The 19,779-nt window shown below is 31.7% G+C and carries 13 protein-coding genes; all 13 read left to right on the forward strand.

Annotated elements, in window-relative coordinates:
• The first annotated feature begins 97 nt into the window (after positions 1-97).
• On the forward strand, positions 98-2,488 hold the full coding sequence (locus MBM09_RS08910) for an alpha-xylosidase (RefSeq protein ID WP_238673354.1): 2,391 nt from the start codon (positions 98-100) through the stop codon (positions 2,486-2,488).
• Positions 2,489-2,502: 14 nt separating this feature from the next.
• Positions 2,503-4,503 (forward strand): glycoside hydrolase family 97 protein, encoded by a 2,001-nt coding sequence (locus MBM09_RS08915; RefSeq protein WP_238673355.1) that lies wholly within the window; start codon positions 2,503-2,505, stop codon positions 4,501-4,503.
• Positions 4,504-4,521: 18 nt separating this feature from the next.
• Positions 4,522-6,759 (forward strand): glycoside hydrolase family 3 C-terminal domain-containing protein, encoded by a 2,238-nt coding sequence (locus MBM09_RS08920; RefSeq protein ID WP_238673356.1) that lies wholly within the window; start codon positions 4,522-4,524, stop codon positions 6,757-6,759.
• A gap of 13 nt (positions 6,760-6,772) precedes the next feature.
• Positions 6,773-8,299: a cellulase family glycosylhydrolase gene (locus tag MBM09_RS08925; RefSeq protein ID WP_238673357.1), complete on the forward strand. Its 1,527-nt coding sequence runs from the start codon at positions 6,773-6,775 to the stop codon at positions 8,297-8,299.
• Between the two features lie 94 nt (positions 8,300-8,393).
• Positions 8,394-10,478, forward strand: coding sequence for a beta-galactosidase (locus MBM09_RS08930; RefSeq protein ID WP_238673358.1), 2,085 nt, complete (start codon positions 8,394-8,396; stop codon positions 10,476-10,478).
• Between the two features lie 16 nt (positions 10,479-10,494).
• Positions 10,495-11,364 carry an AraC family transcriptional regulator gene (locus MBM09_RS08935; protein WP_238673359.1) on the forward strand — a complete coding sequence of 290 codons (870 nt, stop codon included), beginning with the start codon at positions 10,495-10,497 and terminating at the stop codon, positions 11,362-11,364.
• Positions 11,361-12,710, forward strand: a complete 1,350-nt coding sequence (locus MBM09_RS08940; RefSeq protein ID WP_238673360.1) for an L-fuconate dehydratase — start codon at positions 11,361-11,363, stop codon at positions 12,708-12,710. The genes MBM09_RS08935 and MBM09_RS08940 overlap by 4 nt, the downstream gene beginning before the upstream one ends.
• Positions 12,711-12,713: 3 nt before the next feature.
• Positions 12,714-13,490, forward strand: a complete 777-nt coding sequence (locus MBM09_RS08945; RefSeq protein ID WP_238673361.1) for an SDR family NAD(P)-dependent oxidoreductase — start codon at positions 12,714-12,716, stop codon at positions 13,488-13,490.
• A gap of 10 nt (positions 13,491-13,500) precedes the next feature.
• Positions 13,501-14,355, forward strand: coding sequence for a fumarylacetoacetate hydrolase family protein (locus tag MBM09_RS08950; RefSeq protein ID WP_238673362.1), 855 nt, complete (start codon positions 13,501-13,503; stop codon positions 14,353-14,355).
• The gene (locus MBM09_RS08955; protein WP_238673363.1) at positions 14,356-15,180 is read left to right on the forward strand and encodes an amidohydrolase; all 825 of its coding nucleotides are present in this window, start codon (positions 14,356-14,358) and stop codon (positions 15,178-15,180) included.
• 8 nt (positions 15,181-15,188) lie between these two features.
• Positions 15,189-17,558 (forward strand): glycoside hydrolase N-terminal domain-containing protein, encoded by a 2,370-nt coding sequence (locus MBM09_RS08960; RefSeq protein WP_238673364.1) that lies wholly within the window; start codon positions 15,189-15,191, stop codon positions 17,556-17,558.
• A gap of 8 nt (positions 17,559-17,566) precedes the next feature.
• Positions 17,567-18,349: an SDR family oxidoreductase gene (locus MBM09_RS08965; protein WP_238673365.1), complete on the forward strand. Its 783-nt coding sequence runs from the start codon at positions 17,567-17,569 to the stop codon at positions 18,347-18,349.
• Between the two features lie 16 nt (positions 18,350-18,365).
• Positions 18,366-19,673 (forward strand): L-fucose:H+ symporter permease, encoded by a 1,308-nt coding sequence (fucP, locus tag MBM09_RS08970; protein WP_238673366.1) that lies wholly within the window; start codon positions 18,366-18,368, stop codon positions 19,671-19,673.
• Positions 19,674-19,779: the final 106 nt, after the last annotated feature.

Genomic DNA, 19,779 nt, shown 5'->3' on the forward strand with positions numbered 1-19,779 from the left:
ATTTGCTAAAATCCGATTAATTAATTTAAAAAATTACAGCTAATTTTAAGGGAATTTATAGTTTGCTTTTAACTGTAGATTGCTAAAACTATTTAAAATGTTAAAAAAAATAATACAAATTAATAAACCATTATTAGCGATTTACCTGCTACTATTTTCTTACTCATCTATAGCTCAAATCCAAAACACCAATGTTCTAAATGAACCACCAGATATTAGTAAAGACTTTGAAGATTATAGAAACACCTATTTTTTGGCCGATGAATTAGCTTCCTTTAATCCTGAAACAGGAGAAGGAACAATAAAATATTTGCGTCATAATTTTGCTACTAGACAGGCATTTAATAATATGTTGAGTAGGTTAGTTCCAACATCTGCAAACGAATTTCCAACAACAGAGTATGCTGTTGCACCAGAATTACCATTTAAAATTGAATTTGTTTCAGATAGAACTATTAGAATAAAAACAACATCTGGACCTCAATTTAAAAAACAACAAGAATCTTTAATGCTTGTTGATGGTGTAGCAAAAAATGCCAAAGATTTATGGTTATATTCAAAAGTATCAAAAGGGCATAAATACACAAGTAGTAAAGGGTCCGTAGTAATTACAGAAAAACCATGGCATATTTATATTTATGATGCAAATGGTAAATTATTAACAAGTACACTTCATTTAGATGATGTTAAAAGTACGTATACACCAGTTACACCTTTTTCATTCGTAAGACGAGCAGAAGACTACTCACGCAGTATGGGAGCTGTATTTTCAATGTCTCCAGAAGAAAAAATATTTGGTTGTGGTGAGTCTTTTACACAATTTAACAAAAGAGGACAGAAAGTAATTTTGTGGACAGATGATGCAAATGGTGTACAAAATGAAACTATGTATAAACCTATTCCATTCTATATGAGTAGTCGTGGTTATGGTGTGTTTATGCATCATTCTACACCAATTACAGTAGATTTTGGAAAATATTTTAATGGTGCAAATTCTATGATGATTGGTGATGATGAAGCCGATTTATTTGTATTTATAGGTGAGCCAAAAGATATTTTAGATGAATATACAGACCTAACTGGAAAACCAGAAATGCCGCCACTTTGGTCGTTTGGTTTTTGGATGAGTCGAATTACTTATTTTTCTGAACAAGAAGGACGAGATATTGCTAAAAACTTGCGTAAACATAAAATACCAAGTGATGTCATCCATTTTGATACGGGTTGGTTTGAAACTGATTGGAGATGTGATTATGAATTCTCGAAAAACAGATTCGACAATCCAACAAAAATGATTGCAGACATGAAAGCTGATGGATTTAATGTGTGCTTGTGGCAATTACCATATTTTACACCAAAAAACACGCTGTTTAATGAAATTATCGAGAAAGATTTAGCTGTAAAAGATAAAAAAGGAAACATTCCTTATGAAGATGCAACTTTAGATTTTACCAATCCTGAAACCATAGAATGGTATCAAGGTAAAATAGCAGGTTTATTAAAACAAGGCGTAGGTGTAATTAAAGTTGATTTTGGTGAGGCTGCTCCAGCTTCAGGAATATATAGTAACGGTAGAACCGGTTTTTACGAACACAATTTGTATCCATTACGTTACAACAAAACAGTTGCAGACATTACTAAGGAAGTTACAGGAGAAAGTATAATTTGGGCGCGTAGTACATGGGCTGGTAGCCAGCGCTATCCTTTGCATTGGGGAGGAGATGCCGCAACAACAAATACAGCAATGGCAGCTACTTTGAGAGGCGGATTATCTTTAGGGTTATCAGGGTTTTCTTTTTGGAGTCATGATGTAGGTGGATTTACTACCAAAGCCCCAGAAGATGTGTATAGAAGATGGACACCTTTTGGAATGTTAACCTCTCATGTTCGAAGTCATGGAGAACCACCAACAGAACCATGGGAATACAGTAAAGAATTCTTAAATGGCTTTAGAGATGCAGATAATATGCGTTATAAATTAATGCCCTACATATATGCTCAAGCTAAACATGCTTCAGAAAATGGATTACCTATGTTAAGAGCTTTGTTTGTTGAATATCCAAACGATCCAGGGTCTTGGTTAGTTGATGATCAATATTTATTTGGATCGGATATGTTAGTAGCACCTTTATTTGAAAACATTACTGAACGAAGCGTGTATTTACCAGAAGGTAAGTGGATAGATTACCAAACAGGTAAAGTTTATACCAAAGGATGGCATACCATAAAAGCAGGCAATATTCCAATTATTGCGTTAGTTAAAGATGGTACTGTAATTCCACATATAAAGTTAGCACAATCAACTAAAGATATGGATTGGAATAACATAGAACTTAAAGTTTATACTTCTGATGCTACAAAAGCAAAAGGAAAAATATTTTTACCAAATGATGAAGAGTTACATGATTTAATATTAGAAAAAGAAGGTGCTAATTTCATCATTAAAAATAATCCATTAGCAGGTAAAACAAATTTTAAAATCAATTAACAAGAAACATAAAAATGTTTAAAAAATTATCCATAATATTACTTCTAATTGCAACTATTTCTTGCTCAAAACAAGAGAAGGATTCTACAATAGAAATTATTTCTCCAAATGCTAAAAACAAAATATCATTCAATCTTAAAAATGGTATTCCCACATATAGTGTATCACACGGCGAAACAAAAGTTTTAAATGCATCGAATCTAGGTTTTGTTTTCAAAAAAGGCGATTCTTTATCTAATAATTTTGAAATAATTAATCAAAGTGAAACTACTTTCAATGAAAATTGGGAACCAGTATGGGGAGAACATAAAACGATTCAAAATAATTACAATCAGCTTTCTGTAACACTTCAAGAAAAAACAGAGGCTAAACGAAAAATTGAGGTTCAATTTAGAGCTTTTAATGATGGTATTGCTTTTAGATATGTTTATCCTGAACAAGGAAAAGACAGTATCATCATAATGGATGAACTTACAACGTTTAATTTAAATGATGATGGAGATGCATGGTGGATTGGTGCGTATCAAGATAACAGATACGAATATTTAACCACTAAATCTCCTGTTAGTACACTAGATAAAGTTCATACGCCTTTAACTATAAAAAGCAAAAATGGATTGTCATTAAGTTTTCATGAAGCAAACTTAAAAAACTTTGCAAGTATGACACTTTCCAGAACAAACGACACAGAGTTAAAAGCAGATTTAGTACCATGGGCAGATGGTGATAGAGTTAAAACCAATGGAAGCTTCACCACACCTTGGAGAACACTTCAAATTGCAGAACAACCTAAGGATTTACTAATATCTAACCTTATTTTAAATCTTAACGACTCAAATAAAATTGAAGATACAAGCTGGATAAAACCACATAAATATTTAGGTATTTGGTGGGGAATGCATATTGGTAAATATTCTTTTTGGGAAAGTCCTATTCAAGGTGCAACAACAAAGAATGCTATAGAGCATATTGATTATTGCAAAAAGTTTGGAATAGACCATTTATTAATTGAAGGATGGAATAAAGGATGGACACCTGCTTGGTACGAAAATGCGATGCATATGTTTAGTTTTACAAAAGAAGCAGACAATTTCGATCTTAAAAAAGTAACAGATTATGCCAAAGAAAATGGAGTAAGCATTATTGGTTATCATGAAACCGGTTCTAATATTATAAATTATTTAGAACAAATAGATGCCGGAATGGGATTATATAATCAAGTTGGAATTCATGATGTAAAAATTGGTCAAGTTGGTTCTCGATTAAATATGAAAGAATGGCATCATGGCCAATTTGGAGTAAATTATTATCGTTATGTATTAGATAAGGCTTTAGAAAATAAATTAACGGTTAATTTTCATGAACCTATAAAAGATACGGGAGAGCGAAGAACATATCCAAATATGATGGCTCGTGAAGGAGCTCGCGGACAAGAATATAATGCATGGAGTGATGGAAATCCACCAAGTCATACAGCAATTTTACCATTTACACGTATGCTTGCTGGTCCAATGGATTTTACACCAGGAGTTTTAGATGTTGATATTAAACAAGGTTATGAAGGTAGAGATGTGCATACAACAGCAGCAAAACAATTAGCACTTTATGTGGTTTATCATTCACCAATTCAAATGCTAGCAGATTTACCAGAAAACTATGATGGAAATCCGGCATTTAAATTCTTACAAGATGTTCCAGTAGATTGGAATGATACAAAAGTTTTAAATGCTGAAATAGGTGAGTATGTTACAACCGTTCGAAAAGACAAGTATAGTGAAGATTGGTATTTAGGAAGTATAACAAATGAAGAATCTCGTGAATTTGAAATTCAGTTATCTTTTTTAGATGAAAACACATCTTATGAAGCACAAATTTATGCAGATGCTGAAGGTATTACTTGGAATAGCAATGCGGAAAAAGTCCATATTTCAAATAAAATAGTAACATCAAAAGACACACTAAAATTAAGCCTTGCAGAAGGTGGAGGTGTCGCCATAAGATTTATAAAAAAATAAAACTAACTAAACATGCATATGAGAATACATTATAGATTTACTTTAATTGTGCTTTGCGCTCTTGTAGTTATTTCCTGTAAGGAAGAAAAAACAGATAAAGTAACAGCTTCTAATCAAAAGGAATACACTCCAAAAGTATTTGATGTTTCAAAGTTTGAATCAAAGATTGATTCGCTAATATCAAAAATGACTTTAGAAGAAAAGATTGGAATGCTACATGGGAATAGTATGTTTGCTACTGGTGGAGTAGAGCGTTTAGGAGTTCCTGAATTAAAAATGGCAGATGGTCCATTAGGAATTAGAGAAGAAATTTCAAGAACAAGTTGGGCACCAGCTGGTTGGAATAACGATTTTGCAACCTATTATCCAGCTGCAGGTGCAGTTGCGGCAACTTGGGAACCAGAATTGTCGTATGTTTTTGGTAATAGTGTTGGGCAAGAAGCACGTGCCCGAGGTAAAGACATGTTGTTGTCACCAGCAATCAATATCATTCGTACGCCACTTGGAGGAAGAACATATGAGTATTTTACAGAAGATCCTTTTCTAAATAAAAAGCTATCGGTTCCATTTATTGTTGGAGTTCAGGATAACGATGTGATGACCTGTGTGAAGCATTATGCTGTAAATAATCAGGAAACAAATAGAGGTACAGTAGATGTTTTGGTTGATGAGCGCACATTAAGAGAAATTTATTTACCAGCTTATAAAGCAGCTGTTACAGAAGCAAACGCTTATAGTTTAATGGGAGCTTACAATAAATTTAGAGGCGATTATTTATGCGAAAATGATTTAATGTTAAATAAAATTTTAAGAGATGAATGGGGCTTTCAAGGTGTTGTTGTTTCAGATTGGGCTGCAGTGCATACAACAGTAAAATCTTTAGTTAACGGATTGGATATTGAAATGGGAACGCCAAAACCATTCAATGAATTCTTTTTAGCAGATAAATTAATTGCAGCCGTAAAAGCTGGAGAGATTTCTGAAGAAGAAATAAACAAGCACGTTAAGCGTGTTTTAGGCGTGTTATTTCAAGTAAAAGCAATTGATGGTGTTGATAGAGAAACAGGAAGTATTGCAACAGAAGAGCACTATAAGGAATCCTATAATATAGCTGTCGAATCTATTGTGTTGTTAGAAAATGATGATGATGTATTACCATTGAAGCTAGAAGATGTAAAATCTATCGCGGTTATTGGAAACAATGCAACAAAGAAAAATGCATTAGGCGGTTTTGGTGCCGGAGTTAAAACCAAAAGAGAAATTACGCCTTTAGAAGGATTACAAAACAGATTACCAGATGGTATTAAAATTAACTATGCAGAAGGTTATTTAGAAAGATATATTGAAAACAACAACGACCAAAAAGAAAATATCTCTCATAACGGTCCAATAGGTGTAAAAGAATTAGATGAAACTAAATTACAAGAAGCCTTAACAGCTGCTAAAGACTCTGACTTGGTTATCATTTTAGCTGGTTCTAATCGTGATTATGAAACAGAGGCTTCAGATAGATTAGATTTATCATTACCATTCGGACAAGAAGAATTAATAGAAAAAGTAAAAGTTGTAAATCCTAACATTGTTGTGGTTATGATTGGTGGAGCTCCTTTTGATTTAAATAAAGTAAAAGAACAAACTTCTACATTGGTTTGGAGTTGGTTTAATGGTTCTGAAGGAGGAAATGCCTTGGCAGATGTTTTATTAGGTAATGTAAACCCGTCAGGTAAATTACCTTGGACAATGCCTAAAAAATTAAGCGATTCTCCAGCACATGCCACTAACAGTTTTCCAGGTGATGAGATTGTTGAGTATAAAGAGGGTTTACTAGTTGGTTACCGTTGGTTTGATACTAAAAATATAGAACCACTTTACCCATTTGGTTACGGATTGTCGTATACAAATTTTGAAATTTCAAATGTAAAAACTGATAAAGAAACTTATACAGAAAATGAAACCATCGAAGTTACATTTAATGTAAAAAATGCAGGTGGTATTGATGGTAAAGAGGTTGCACAATTATATGTTTCAAAATCAGATTCTTCAATAGAAAGACCAGCACAAGAATTAAAAGGGTTTAAAAAGGTTCTAGTTAACAATGGAGCTACTGAAAATGTAACTATTAATTTACCAGTAAAAGAATTAGCCTATTACAATGTAGATAAAAAAGCATGGGTGGTAGAAACGGGTGCTTACAAGCTTAAAATTGGAAATTCTTCAAGAAATATTCAATCAGAAGTTTTAATTGATATTAAATAATAGATAAAAAATCATGAAAAATTTAAATTCAAAATTAATAATTAGTCTTTTCACCTTTTTTATTGTGATAGCATCATGGTCTTGTAGCAGCGATAGTAATCCTAGCGATGAGAAAGAAGAGGAAGTTGAAGAAGTAGAAAAAACGCTTACAGCTAGCACAACAAATATAGATTTTGAAAGTAATGCTAGTGATTTTGATGTAACCATTACAACAAATATTGATACTTGGGTTATTAGTAGTTCAGGAACTAGTTGGATAACATTGAGTCAAACTTCAGGATCATCAGGTACAACAACAGTTAAAGTAACGGTTTCAGAAAACACAAGTATAGCTGAACGTTCATCAATAATAACTGTTAATGCAAATGGTATTAATGCTGTGAAAATTGATGTTTCACAGGCTGGAGTAAATTCTGCTAATGGAATATATCCCGATTATAATATTAACCCAATAGGACCAGACAATACAGGCATGAGCAGTACAGCAACCGAAATTGCTGCAAAAATTTCGTTAGGATGGAATATTGGTAATAGTTTAGAAGCAACAGGAGGCGAAACAGCTTGGGGAAACCCATTAGTTACAAAAGCGCTCATTGATTTTGTAAAAGCTAGTGGTTTTGATGCCATTAGAATACCATGTTCTTGGGATCAAAATTTAGAAGATGTTGTAAACGCAAAAATTAAGGAGAGTTGGTTAAATAGAGTTAAGGAAGTTGTACAGTATTGTGTAGATAATGATATGTATGTGGTATTAAATATTCACTGGGACGGTGGATGGCTTGAAAATAATATTAATGAAGCTAGTAAAGTACAGGTAAATGCTAAACAAAAAGCCTATTGGGAGCAAATAGCAACTCATTTACGTGATTTTGATGAGCATTTATTATTTGCAAGTGCCAACGAACCTAATGTTGAGGATGCAGAACAAATGGCAGTTTTAAATAGTTTTCATCAAACCTTTATTGATGCTGTAAGAGCTACAGGTGGTAAAAATTCTTATCGAACATTAGTAGTTCAAGGACCATCTACAGATATTGAAAAAACAAACGATTTAATGACAACATTACCAACAGATACTGTAGCAGATAGAATGATGGCAGAAGTACATTATTATACACCATATCAATTTGCCTTAATGGAAGAAGATGCAGGATGGGGTAATATGTTTTATTACTGGGGAGAAGGGTACCATTCGTTAACAGATACAAGTCGTAATTCTACTTGGGGAGAAGAAACGGATTTAGACAACTTTTTCGAATTAATGAAAACTCAATTTGTAGATAATGGTATCCCTGTTGTTTTAGGAGAATTTGCGGCAATAAGACGTACAACACTTACAGGAGATAATTTACAGTTGCATTTAGATTCTAGAGCTTATTATTTAAAATCTGTTGTGGCAAAAGCTAAAGAAAAAGGTTTATTACCTTTTTACTGGGATGCAGGCGGACTAGGAAATAATGGATCTGGTTTATTTGATAGAAGCAACAATACAGTTTTTGATACACAAGCTTTAAACGCTTTATTAGAAGGTTTAAACTAATTATAGAGATTAATAGCACTAATTTGAGTTAGTTCTTAAAGCTTCTTGTTTGATTCTTATCATAACAAGAAGCTTTTAAAATGACTTTAAACAGATGAAAAAAACACTATTTATAATATTTTCTTTTTTATTTATACCAAATAGTATATTAGCCCAAGAGGCTTCAAAATACTTTCCAAAAGAAGATTTAATGTCAATTGGTATTTACTATTATCCAGAACATTGGGATAAAAGTGAATGGGAACGAGATATTAAAAATATTGCTGAAATTGGTTTTGAGTTTATCCATTTAGCAGAGTTTGCTTGGGTAAAAATGGAACCTGAAGAAGGCGTTTATAATTTTGAATGGCTAGATGAAATTATAAATCTAGCAACTAAACACGATTTAAAAGTTATTTTAGGGACACCATCATCTATAGTTCCAGTTTGGGCAGGAATTAATTACCCAGATATTTATTTGATGAATGCCGATTATCAAAGGCAAGAACATGGCACAAGAGATCAACAATCTTTAAGTAACCAAAATTGGAGAAGTTTAGTTAAAAAAATGGTTACCCAGTTAGGTGAACGTTATGGTAAAAACCCAGCGGTAATTGGTTGGCAAATAGATAATGAACCTTGGGCAAAAACAGACTTTAGTCCGTCATCACAAAAGGCTTTTCAAAATTGGTTGAAAAAGAAGTATAAAACCATTACAGAACTAAATTATGCATGGGGAAACGCTTTTTGGAATCAGACCTATAGTAATTTTGATGAAATTAAAATTCCAAATGCAAAACTTGTTGGTTGGTGGGGAATTAATCCACATTCACAATTAGATTTAAAAAGGTATTCTGCCGATATGCAAGCAGAATTCTTAGATTTTCAAGCCGAAATATTACGTTCATTAATTTCAGATAATCAATATATAACAACTAACTACGTTGCTACCATACCTACAGCAGATCCAAGAAGAACTAAACATTTAGATTTTAGTGCGTTTACTTCTTATCCAAATAAAGGAAATGCTAATATAGGGGAGAATGGATTTCGTTTAGGCGATCCAAAAGAACTATCTTTTGCATTTAGTTTTTTTAATCCAACAAATCATGTTTCAGGAGTTATGGAATTACAACCTGGTTTTGTTAACTGGGGGAATATTAACCCATTATTACAACCGGGAGCTTTACGCATGTGGTTGTATCATTGTTTTGGAGGTAATTTATCATTTGCATGTTCGTATCGTTACCGTCAAATAAATTATAGCGCAGAACAATATCATGGAGGAATTACAACTTTAGATGGGGTTACTTTATCGCAAGGCGGAAAAGATTATAAGCAAACCATTAGTGAAATGAAAGTTTTACGTGAGGCCTACAATTCTAAAGCTAAAATGCCAAAACAATTAAAACAGCGAAAAACAGCTTTATTATGGAATTATGATAATTTATGGAGCCTTGGTAGACAAGGGCAAACAAGCCAATGGAATACATCGTCGTTTGTTCAGAAATACTTAGAGATATCAAAATCTTTTGGAGCGCCTACAGATATTATTTATGAAGATGATAACCTTAATGATTATAACGTAGTTATCGTTCCTGCTTTTGAACTTGTAGATGATGAGCTAATTAAGAAATGGACTGAATATGTAGAACAAGGAGGAAACCTTGTACTAACATTGAGAACAGGTGTTAAGGATAGAAATGGACACTTATTTAAATCGGCTTGGGGAGAAAAAATATATCCTTTAATAGATGCAGAAATTGATTATTTCGATCATTTATTACCAAATATGAAAGGAACAATTGAGAGTAATGATAAAGAGTATTACTGGAATAATTGGGCAGATTTAGTAAATGCTAACAATCCCGAAAATGTTTTAGCGACATACACTAATCAATTTTATGCTGGTAAATCTGCCGTGGTTACTAATACATTAGGAAAAGGAAAAGTAACATATATAGGCGTTGATACTGATGATGCACAACTTGAAAGAGATGTTCTAAAAAGTGTGTATGAGGAAGCAAACATAACCACAGAAAATTATCCAGAAGGTATTTATGTGCAATGGAGAGATGGTTTTTGGGTAGCTGTTAACTATTCATCAAATGATTATGAATTACAAATCTCAGAAGCTTTTAATTTCTTAATAGGAGAGAAGATTGTAAAATCTGGAGGTGTTTCTGTATGGAAAGATTAAAAAATAATAACAATTAATGAAATTACACTTTTTAGATAGAAGCGATTTACAAAATAAATCTGTATCTGTTCATCATAATAAATACAAAAACTTTTTAAAAGTTTGGCATTATCATGAGCAACTAGAATTGGTTGTTATTTTAAAAAGTACAGGAACTCGTTTTGTAGGCGATAGTATTGAAAAATTTAATGAAGGCGAAGTCATTTTATTAGGAAAGAATTTACCACATATGTGGTTAAATGATGACATGTATTTTGAAAAAGATTCAACATTAGAGGCAGAGGCAATTGCAGTTCATTTCAAAGAGCATTTTATGGGAGAGTATTTTTTAAACACTCCAGAAATGGCATCCATTCAAGCACTTTTAAAAAGATCTAGAAGAGGAATAAAATTCTCAGGAAATAATAAAAAAATCATTTCAAATATTAAAAATTTAATAAACCTTAATGATTTTGAAAAAGTAATTAAGATAATTGAAATTTTGCATGCTCTAGCAAAAGAAGAAGTATATACTTTACTATGTAACGAAGGGCTAGCAAGCTCAATTATAAAATCTAAAAACAAAAAACTAGATAAAGTTTACTCTTATGTTTTTAACAATTTTAAGGAGCCAATTATATTGGAAGAAGTTGCAAAAATAGCTAACATGAATCCCTCGGCTTTTAGTAGATTATTTAAAAAAGTAAATCGTAAAACTTTCACAAAATATATTAACGAAATCCGTATAGGATATTCATGCAAATTGCTACTAGAAGAAAAATATAGCATAACAGATATTTGTTATGAGTCTGGATTTAATAATCTCTCAAATTTTAACAGACAATTTAAAGCAATAACAAAGTATTCTCCTTCAGAATATTTAAAAAATCATATAAAAACAGTATGAAACATAATATGATAGATGAGGTAATTATAACTAATGTTTCAATAAGAGATGTTAGATTTCCAACAAGTAGAAGTTTAGATGGTTCTGATGCTATGAATCCAGATCCAGATTATTCTGCTGCATATGTTATTTTAGAAACAAACAAAAAAGGTTTAGAGGGGCATGGTTTAACTTTTACTATAGGAAGAGGTAACGAGGTTTGTGTAAAGGCAATAGAATCTATGTCACATTTAATCGTAAATAAAACATTAAGTTCTTTTACTAAAAATATGGGAGCCTTTTGGACTATGATTACTGGAGATAGTCAATTAAGATGGTTAGGACCAGAAAAAGGAATAATTCATTTAGCCACAGGAGCAGTTGTTAATGCGGTTTGGGATTTATATGCAAAAACAGAAAAAAAACCATTATGGAAACTAATCACAGATATGTCTCCAGAAAAATTGGTTTCTTGTATTGATTTTAAATATATAAGTGATGTTATTACACCCGAAGAGGCTTTAAACATGCTTAAATCGCTAGACTCAACAAAACAGGAACGCATTAGTCATCTTGAAAAAAATGGATATCCAGCATATACTACATCTGCAGGATGGTTAGGTTATTCAGATGAAAAAATTAGAAGACTATGTAAAGATGCGTTGGCAAAAGGCTGGAAATATATAAAAATGAAAGTTGGTGCCAATATTGAAGATGATGTAAGAAGAGCAAAAATTATTAGAGAAGAAATTGGTTATGATTTGCAGCTTATGATGGACGCAAATCAAAAATGGGATGTTGATGAAGCCATTGATAATATGAAACGATTAGAGCAATTCAAACCTTGGTGGATTGAAGAGCCTACTAGTCCAGACGATATTCTAGGTCATGCCAAAATAGCAAAAGCTGTTAAACCAATTCATGTAGCCACTGGAGAACATTGTCAAAATAGAATCATGTTTAAACAATTCATGCAATCGAATGCGTTAGGAATTTGTCAAATAGATGCTTGTAGAGTCGGAGGAGTAAACGAAATTTTAGCTATTTTATTGATGGCAAAAAAATTCAATATACCCGTTTGTCCGCACGCTGGTGGTGTTGGGTTATGTGAGTATGTGCAACATTTATCTATAATAGATTATGTTTCGATAAGCGGTTCTTTAGACAATAGAGTTATAGAATATGTTGATCATTTACACGAACATTTTGTTGATCCAGTAAACGTAAAAGACGGAGCATATATGCTTCCTAAATTACCAGGTTATAGTATAGAAATGAAAAAAGAATCTTTAGCTGAATATAGTTTCCCATGTGGTACTTTTTGGGAAGCTGATTTATTGTCATCAAAATCAACTATTGAAGTATAGAATATGAAGTTCAGTCTAAAAAATAAAACAGCTATTGTTACTGGTGGAGCTAGTGGTATAGGAAAAGCCATATCTCAAACTTTTGCAGAACAAGGCGCATACGTACACATATTAGAATTAAATGTTTTAGATGGACAATCTTTTGTAAACAAATTAATAGATAAAGGGTTAAAAGCAAGTATACATAAATGTAATGTGGCTATTAAAGCAGAAGTTGATACAGTTATTAATAATATTGCTAAAGCATCTGAAGTAGATATTTTAATTAATAACGCAGGAATAGCACATGTAGGTAATATAGAAAATACTGAAGAAAGTGATTTAGATAACTTATATCAAGTAAATATTAAAGGTGTTTATAATTGTATAAAAGCGGTAATACCTTTTATGAAAAAGCAAAATTCGGGTGTTATAATTAATATGGCATCTATTGCATCTACTGTAGCAGTAGCTGAACGTTTTGCTTATTCTATGACTAAAGGAGCAGTTTTAACTATGACGTATTCAATTGCTAAAGATTATATTACAAACGGTATTCGATGTAATAGTATTTCGCCAGCAAGAGTGTATACACCTTTTGTTGAAGGTTTTATCAAAAAAAACTATCCAGGAAAAGAGCAAGAAACAATAGAGGCATTATCAAAAACACAACCTATCGGACGAATGGGAAAACCTGAAGAAGTTGCAGATTTAGCATTATATTTATGTTCTGATGAAGCTTCATTTATAACAGGAACAGATTTTCCAATAGACGGTGGTTTTATTAAATTAAATGGTTAATAACTAGAAAATGAAATTAATTAGATTTGGAAAAATAAATCAAGAAAAACCAGGAGTTCAGTTAAATAACGATACTAGAATAGATGTATCTAATTTTGGAGAAGATTACACCGAAACCTTTTTTGAAACAAATGGAATTGAGCGATTAAAAAAATGGTTGGAAACAAACCAATTATCGTGTTCAGTAATATCAAACGATACTAGACTAGGAAGCCCAATTGTAAGACCTTCAAAAATTGTATGCGTAGGTTTAAACTATTCAATGCATGCCAAAGAAGCAGGTATGGCAATACCTAAAGAACCTGTTTTGTTCTTTAAAGCAACCTCTGCAATTGTTGGTCCAAATGACGATTTAATTATTCCTAAAGGCAGTGTAAAAACCGATTGGGAAGTAGAGTTAGGTGTTGTTATTGGTAAAAAAGCATCATATGTAAGTGAAGCAGATGCTTTAAATTATGTTGCTGGCTATGTATTGCATAATGATTATAGTGAACGCGAATTTCAATTAGAAAAAGAAGGACAATGGGTAAAAGGAAAAAGCTGTGATACATTTGCACCTTTGGGTCCATTTTTAGCTACAAAAGAAGAAATAAAAAAACCGAATAATTTAAATCTTTGGTTAAAATTAAATGGTGAGGTAATGCAAAATAGTAATACTTCAGATTTTGTTTTTAACATACAAGAAGTGGTAAGTTATATTAGTCAATACATGACACTTTTACCTGGAGATATAATTTCCACAGGAACCCCATTTGGAGTTGGTTTAGGCTTAGACCCACAACGATATTTAAAACCTGGCGATATTGTAGAACTAGGTATAGAAGGTTTAGGCACATCAAAACAACACGTTAAGGCTTACCAATAAATGAGAATTGATGCACATCAACATTTTTGGGAATTTAATCCAAACCGAGATACTTGGATTGATGATTCTATGTTGGTGTTGCAAAACAATTTTTTACCTAAAAACTTAGAGAAATTATTAAAAGAAAATAGTTTTGATGGTTGTATTGCTGTGCAAGCAGATCAATCAGAAGAAGAAACCAATTTTTTACTGCAACTATCAGAAAATAATGCTTTTATAAAAGGAGTTGTTGGTTGGGTTGATTTATTAGATGATAATATAGAACAATCTTTAATTAAATTTTCATCTCATAAAAAATTCAAAGGAGTAAGACATATTATTCAGTCAGAGTCAGAAGGTTTTATGCTACAAAAAGAGTTCTTAAATGGCATTTCAAAACTTAAAGATTTTAATCTAACCTACGATATTTTAATTTATCCTAATCAATTAAATGAAGCTTATCAATTAGTTCAGCTATTTCCAGAACAAAAATTTGTTATTGATCATATAGCAAAACCACCAATTAAAGCAGGTAAAATAGATAAATGGGCAGAAGATATTTTAAAATTTTCAAATTGTAAAAATGTGTACTGTAAACTATCAGGTATTGTTACTGAGGCAAACTGGAAAACTTGGAAAGCAGATGAATTCATGTCTTATTTAGAAGTTGTTTTTAAAACCTTTGGTTCTAAAAGATTAATGTTTGGGTCCGATTGGCCAGTGTGCTTGTTGGCTGCTAATTATAATGAAATTGTAACGTTAGTGGAAAAGTATATAAGTAATTTGCCTTTAAATGACCAAGCTGCAATTATGGGTAAAAACGCATTAGAATTTTATAATATTTAAACTAGGAAATGAAAGCATACTTTAAACTACTAGCAATACTATTAATAACCATAACTTTTGTTGGGTGTAAAACTGAAAACACAGACAAAGAATTAGTTAAAAGAGAACAAGTATTTTGGTATACAAGTCCAGCTGAAGATTGGGATAATGCATTACCAATAGGAAATGGTCGTTTAGGAGCCATGGTTTTTGGTAACCCAATTAATGAGCGCATTCAACTTAACGAAGATTCTATGTGGCCAGGGAGTGATGAATGGGGAAATTCTAAAGGTACACCAGAAGATTTAGCTGAAATAAGAAACCTTATAAAAACAGGACAAGTACATCTAGCAGATAGTTTAATTGTTGAACGATTTTCGTATAAGCAAGTTGCAAGATCTCACCAAACCATGGGTGATTTATTTATAAATTTTGAAGACAAAAAAGTTGAAAATTATACTCGAAAGTTGAATTTAAGTGAAGCATTTGTTGAATCAAATTATGACGTTGATTCTTATAATGTTTCTCAAAAAATATTTTCATCTGCAGCTGACGATGTTTTGGTTGTAAAAATAAGCACCACTAACCCAGAAGGATTAAATTACGATTTAAAATTAAGCAGACCAGACGATAACGGTCATAAAACCGTTGAGGTAACTACACCAAATGAAAACACTATAAAAATGAATGGTATGGTAACGCAATATGCTGGTGCTGTACATTCAAAACCAGTAGAGATAGATCATGGGGTTAAGTTTGAAACTGTTTTGCAAGTGCAAAATGATTCTGGAACAATTAATAATATAGAAGGCGGATTATCATTAAAAAATGTAAAAGATGCTACTATTTATATTGTGTGTAATACCTCTTTTTATACTCAAGATTTTAAATTGAAGAACATAGAAACACTTCAAAAAGTAAATAACTCATCTTATAAAGAAATTTTAAAAAATCATATTGAAGATTATCAAAGGTTATACAATCGTACATCTATAAATTTAGGCAATCATGAGTTAGATTCTTTACCAACAAATGAACGTTTAAAAAGAGTTAAAGAAGGGAAAGAAGATATAAATTTCGCAGCAAAACTTTTTGATTATGGTCGATATCTACTAATTTCTAGCTCAAGGCCCAATACCAATCCAGCCAATTTACAAGGTATTTGGAATAAAGATATTCAAGCACCATGGAATGCAGATTATCATTTAAATATTAATTTACAAATGAATTATTGGTTGGCAGATGTTACTAATTTAAGTGAATGCCATAAACCATTATTCGATTTGACTGATAGGTTAATAGAGCGTAGTAAAATTTTAGCTAAAGAGCAATATGGCATGAGAGGGGCAATTTCTCATCATACTACAGATTTGTGGGGAACACCATGGATGCGAGCCGTTAAACCATACTGGGGATCATGGATACATGGAGGAGGTTGGATTGCTCAGCATTATTGGGAACATTACCGCTTTACACAAGATACAGTATTCTTAAAAGAAAGAGCTTATCCTGCTATTAAAGCTTATGCAGAGTTTTATGCAGACTGGTTGGTGTTAGATGAAAGAGATAATACATTGGTGTCTGTTCCAGAAACATCTCCTGAAAATTCTTATTTAGCAGCAGATGGAAAACCAGCAGCAGTATCCTATGGAAATGCTATGGGGCATCAAATTATTCGAGAAGTATTTGATAATGTATTAGAATCGGCATCTATTTTAGGAATAGAAGATGCGTTTACTAAATCTATAAGAGAAAAAAGAAGTAATTTACACTCAGGAATTAAAATAGGACAAGATGGAAGATTAATGGAATGGGATAGGGCTTATGAAGAACCTGAAAAAGGTCACAGGCATATTTCGCATTTATATGCTTTACACCCTGGAGATGATATTACTATTAAGAACCCAGAATTATTTGAAGCGGCTAAAAAAACAATACAGTATCGTTTAGATAATGGAGGAGCAGGCCCCGGTTGGAGTAGAGCATGGATAATTAACTTTTTTGCTCGTTTATTAGATGTCAATGCAGTTGAAGAACATATTGATTTATTTTTACAACGTTCGGTTTATGGTAATTTATTAGATATTCACCCACCTTTTCAAATTGACGGTAATTTTGGTTTTACTTCTGGAATAGCAGAAGCATTATTGCAATCACATGAAGGTTTTTTAAGAATATTGCCAGCATTACCCAATAATTGGAAAAACGGAAACATTAAAGGTTTAAAAGCTAGAGGAAATATTTTAGTTGATATATCATGGAAAGATGGTAGATTAGATCAATTAGTATTAAAATCACCTGTTAAAAAAACAATAAAGTTGGTTTATGGTAATATTGAAAAAACAATAGTTCTTGAAGCAAATAAATCAACAACTTTAAATAATATTTTAAAAGAATAATTATTTCGATGGATTTAGGTTTAAAAAATAAAGTGGTTATTATAACTGGTGGAACTACTGGTATTGGTAAGGCTATTACACGAGCTGTTGCAGATGAAGGAGGAATTCCTGTTTTTATAGGTAGAAATCAAGAAAATGGACTATTACTATTAAATGAGTTAAAAAAGAATAACAAAGAGGCATATTACATTCAAGTAGATTTACATAATACAGAGAGTTGTAAAAAAGCAGTTCTCGAAACTATTAATAAATATGGTAAAATAGATGCTTTAATTAATAATGCTGGCAAAAATGATTCAATTGGCTTAGAAAATGGTTCACCCGATGCGTTTAATGTTTCGGTTTCTAATAACTTAAATCATTATTATAATATGGCTCACTTCTGCTTAGAAGAATTAAAAAAAACAGAAGGGAAAATTGTAAATATAAGTTCTAAAACAGCACTAACAGGTCAAGGAGGAACTTCTGGTTATGCAGCTGCAAAAGGTGCGCAATTAGCATTAACAAGAGAATGGGCAGTAGAATTATTAAAATATAAAATTTGTGTAAATGCCATAATACCTGCAGAGGTGATGACGCCTTTATATAAAAGTTGGTTAAGCACATTTGAAAATCCAGAAGAAAAAAGAAAAGAGATTACAAAAAAAATACCTTTAGGAAACCGTATGACTACAAAAGAAGAAATTGCAAGTATGACAATATTTTTAATTTCAAATAAAGCTAATCATATTACAGGACAGCATATGTTTGTTGATGGCGGTTATACACATTTAGATCGTTCTATAACGTAAAATCAAAATAACTTTAATGAAAGAAAGTACAGCAGTTGTATCAAAAAAAGTTTTAATTCCTTTTATATTAATCACATCATTATTTGCCCTTTGGGGTTTTGCAAATGCCGTTACAGATCCTATGGTATCTGCATTTAAAAAAGTGTTGGAATTAAATAACTTACAAGCTTCGTTGGTACAATTAGCCTTTTACGGTGGTTATTTTACAATGGCATTACCTGCTGCTTTCTTTATGAAAAAGTATACCTATAAAGTTGGTGTTTTAATAGGTTTGGCATTATATGCATTGGGAGCATTATTGTTTTTCCCAGCTGCAGCATATGAGAATTACGTATTTTTTCTTTTAGCCTTGTATATATTAACTTTTGGTCTTGCTTTTTTAGAGACATCAGCTAATCCTTATATATTGGCCATGGGAGATTCTAAAACGGCCACACGCAGATTAAATTTAGCACAGGCTTTTAATCCAGTTGGTTTAGTAGGAGGATTGTTTGTTGCTCAATTTTTTGTTTTAGGTAAATTACAATCTGATGATATAGAAAATTATAATACACTCACTGAAACTGTAAAACAAAATATACGTACAGAAGATTTAATGGTTATTAGAAACCCTTATGTGGCTTTAGGGCTTTTTGTTTTGATAATGCTGATGATTATAACTTTTGTTAAAATGCCAGAAAAGAAGGATTTAAATAAAAAGGTAAATATGTTATCTGCCATTTCTAGAATTTTTAAAAAACGAAATTTTGTTGAAGGTGTTGTTGCACAAATGTTTTATGTTGGAGCTCAAATTATGTGTTGGACATATATTTATCAATACGCCGAAAATTTAGGTATAGAAAATTCTAAAACTATTAATTACTCATATATTGCTTTTGGACTATTTTTATTAGGTCGTTTCTTTTTTACTTACTTATTAAAATTTATAAATTCAAGTAAGCTTTTAGCTTATCTTTCTGTTTTTGCAATTATCCTTTGTGCATGTACAATTTTTATTGAGGGCATTTTAGGTTTATACACACTAGTTGCAACTTCTTTTTGCATGTCTTTAATGTTCCCTACTATTTATGGAATTGCTCTAGATGGCTTGGGTGATGATGCCAAATTTGCGTCAGCATTTTTAGTTATGGCTATTGTAGGTGGTGCGATTATGCCAATGTTGCAAGGAGCTATTTTAGATATAGATGGTATAGGTTATAACGATACTTTAATTTTTGGTGTACCAGAAGTTAATTTTTCTTTTGTTTTACCTTTACTATGTTTTGTAATTATTGCACTTTATGGTTTACGTTCGTTTAAACGTAATAACTTCTTATCAAATTAATTAATAAAGAATTAGTTTTTCTTTTATTAATTACTACTATATAAAATATTTTCCCTCTTGTAAGTATTATATTTCATATTGTTTTGTATTTTTGTCAATTCTCCCA

Source organism: Flaviramulus sp. BrNp1-15 (genome assembly GCF_022259695.1).
Classification (GTDB): Bacteria; Bacteroidota; Bacteroidia; order Flavobacteriales; family Flavobacteriaceae; genus BrNp1-15.

Coding starts and splice junctions, on each gene's coding strand:
- MBM09_RS08910 (WP_238673354.1), top strand. CDS start 98: ATGTTAAAAAAAATAATACAAATTAATAAACCATTATTAGCGATTTAC.
- MBM09_RS08915 (WP_238673355.1), top strand. CDS start 2,503: ATGTTTAAAAAATTATCCATAATATTACTTCTAATTGCAACTATTTCT.
- MBM09_RS08920 (WP_238673356.1), top strand. CDS start 4,522: ATGAGAATACATTATAGATTTACTTTAATTGTGCTTTGCGCTCTTGTA.
- MBM09_RS08925 (WP_238673357.1), top strand. CDS start 6,773: ATGAAAAATTTAAATTCAAAATTAATAATTAGTCTTTTCACCTTTTTT.
- MBM09_RS08930 (WP_238673358.1), top strand. CDS start 8,394: ATGAAAAAAACACTATTTATAATATTTTCTTTTTTATTTATACCAAAT.
- MBM09_RS08935 (WP_238673359.1), top strand. CDS start 10,495: ATGAAATTACACTTTTTAGATAGAAGCGATTTACAAAATAAATCTGTA.
- MBM09_RS08940 (WP_238673360.1), top strand. CDS start 11,361: ATGAAACATAATATGATAGATGAGGTAATTATAACTAATGTTTCAATA.
- MBM09_RS08945 (WP_238673361.1), top strand. CDS start 12,714: ATGAAGTTCAGTCTAAAAAATAAAACAGCTATTGTTACTGGTGGAGCT.
- MBM09_RS08950 (WP_238673362.1), top strand. CDS start 13,501: ATGAAATTAATTAGATTTGGAAAAATAAATCAAGAAAAACCAGGAGTT.
- MBM09_RS08955 (WP_238673363.1), top strand. CDS start 14,356: ATGAGAATTGATGCACATCAACATTTTTGGGAATTTAATCCAAACCGA.
- MBM09_RS08960 (WP_238673364.1), top strand. CDS start 15,189: ATGAAAGCATACTTTAAACTACTAGCAATACTATTAATAACCATAACT.
- MBM09_RS08965 (WP_238673365.1), top strand. CDS start 17,567: ATGGATTTAGGTTTAAAAAATAAAGTGGTTATTATAACTGGTGGAACT.
- fucP (WP_238673366.1), top strand. CDS start 18,366: ATGAAAGAAAGTACAGCAGTTGTATCAAAAAAAGTTTTAATTCCTTTT.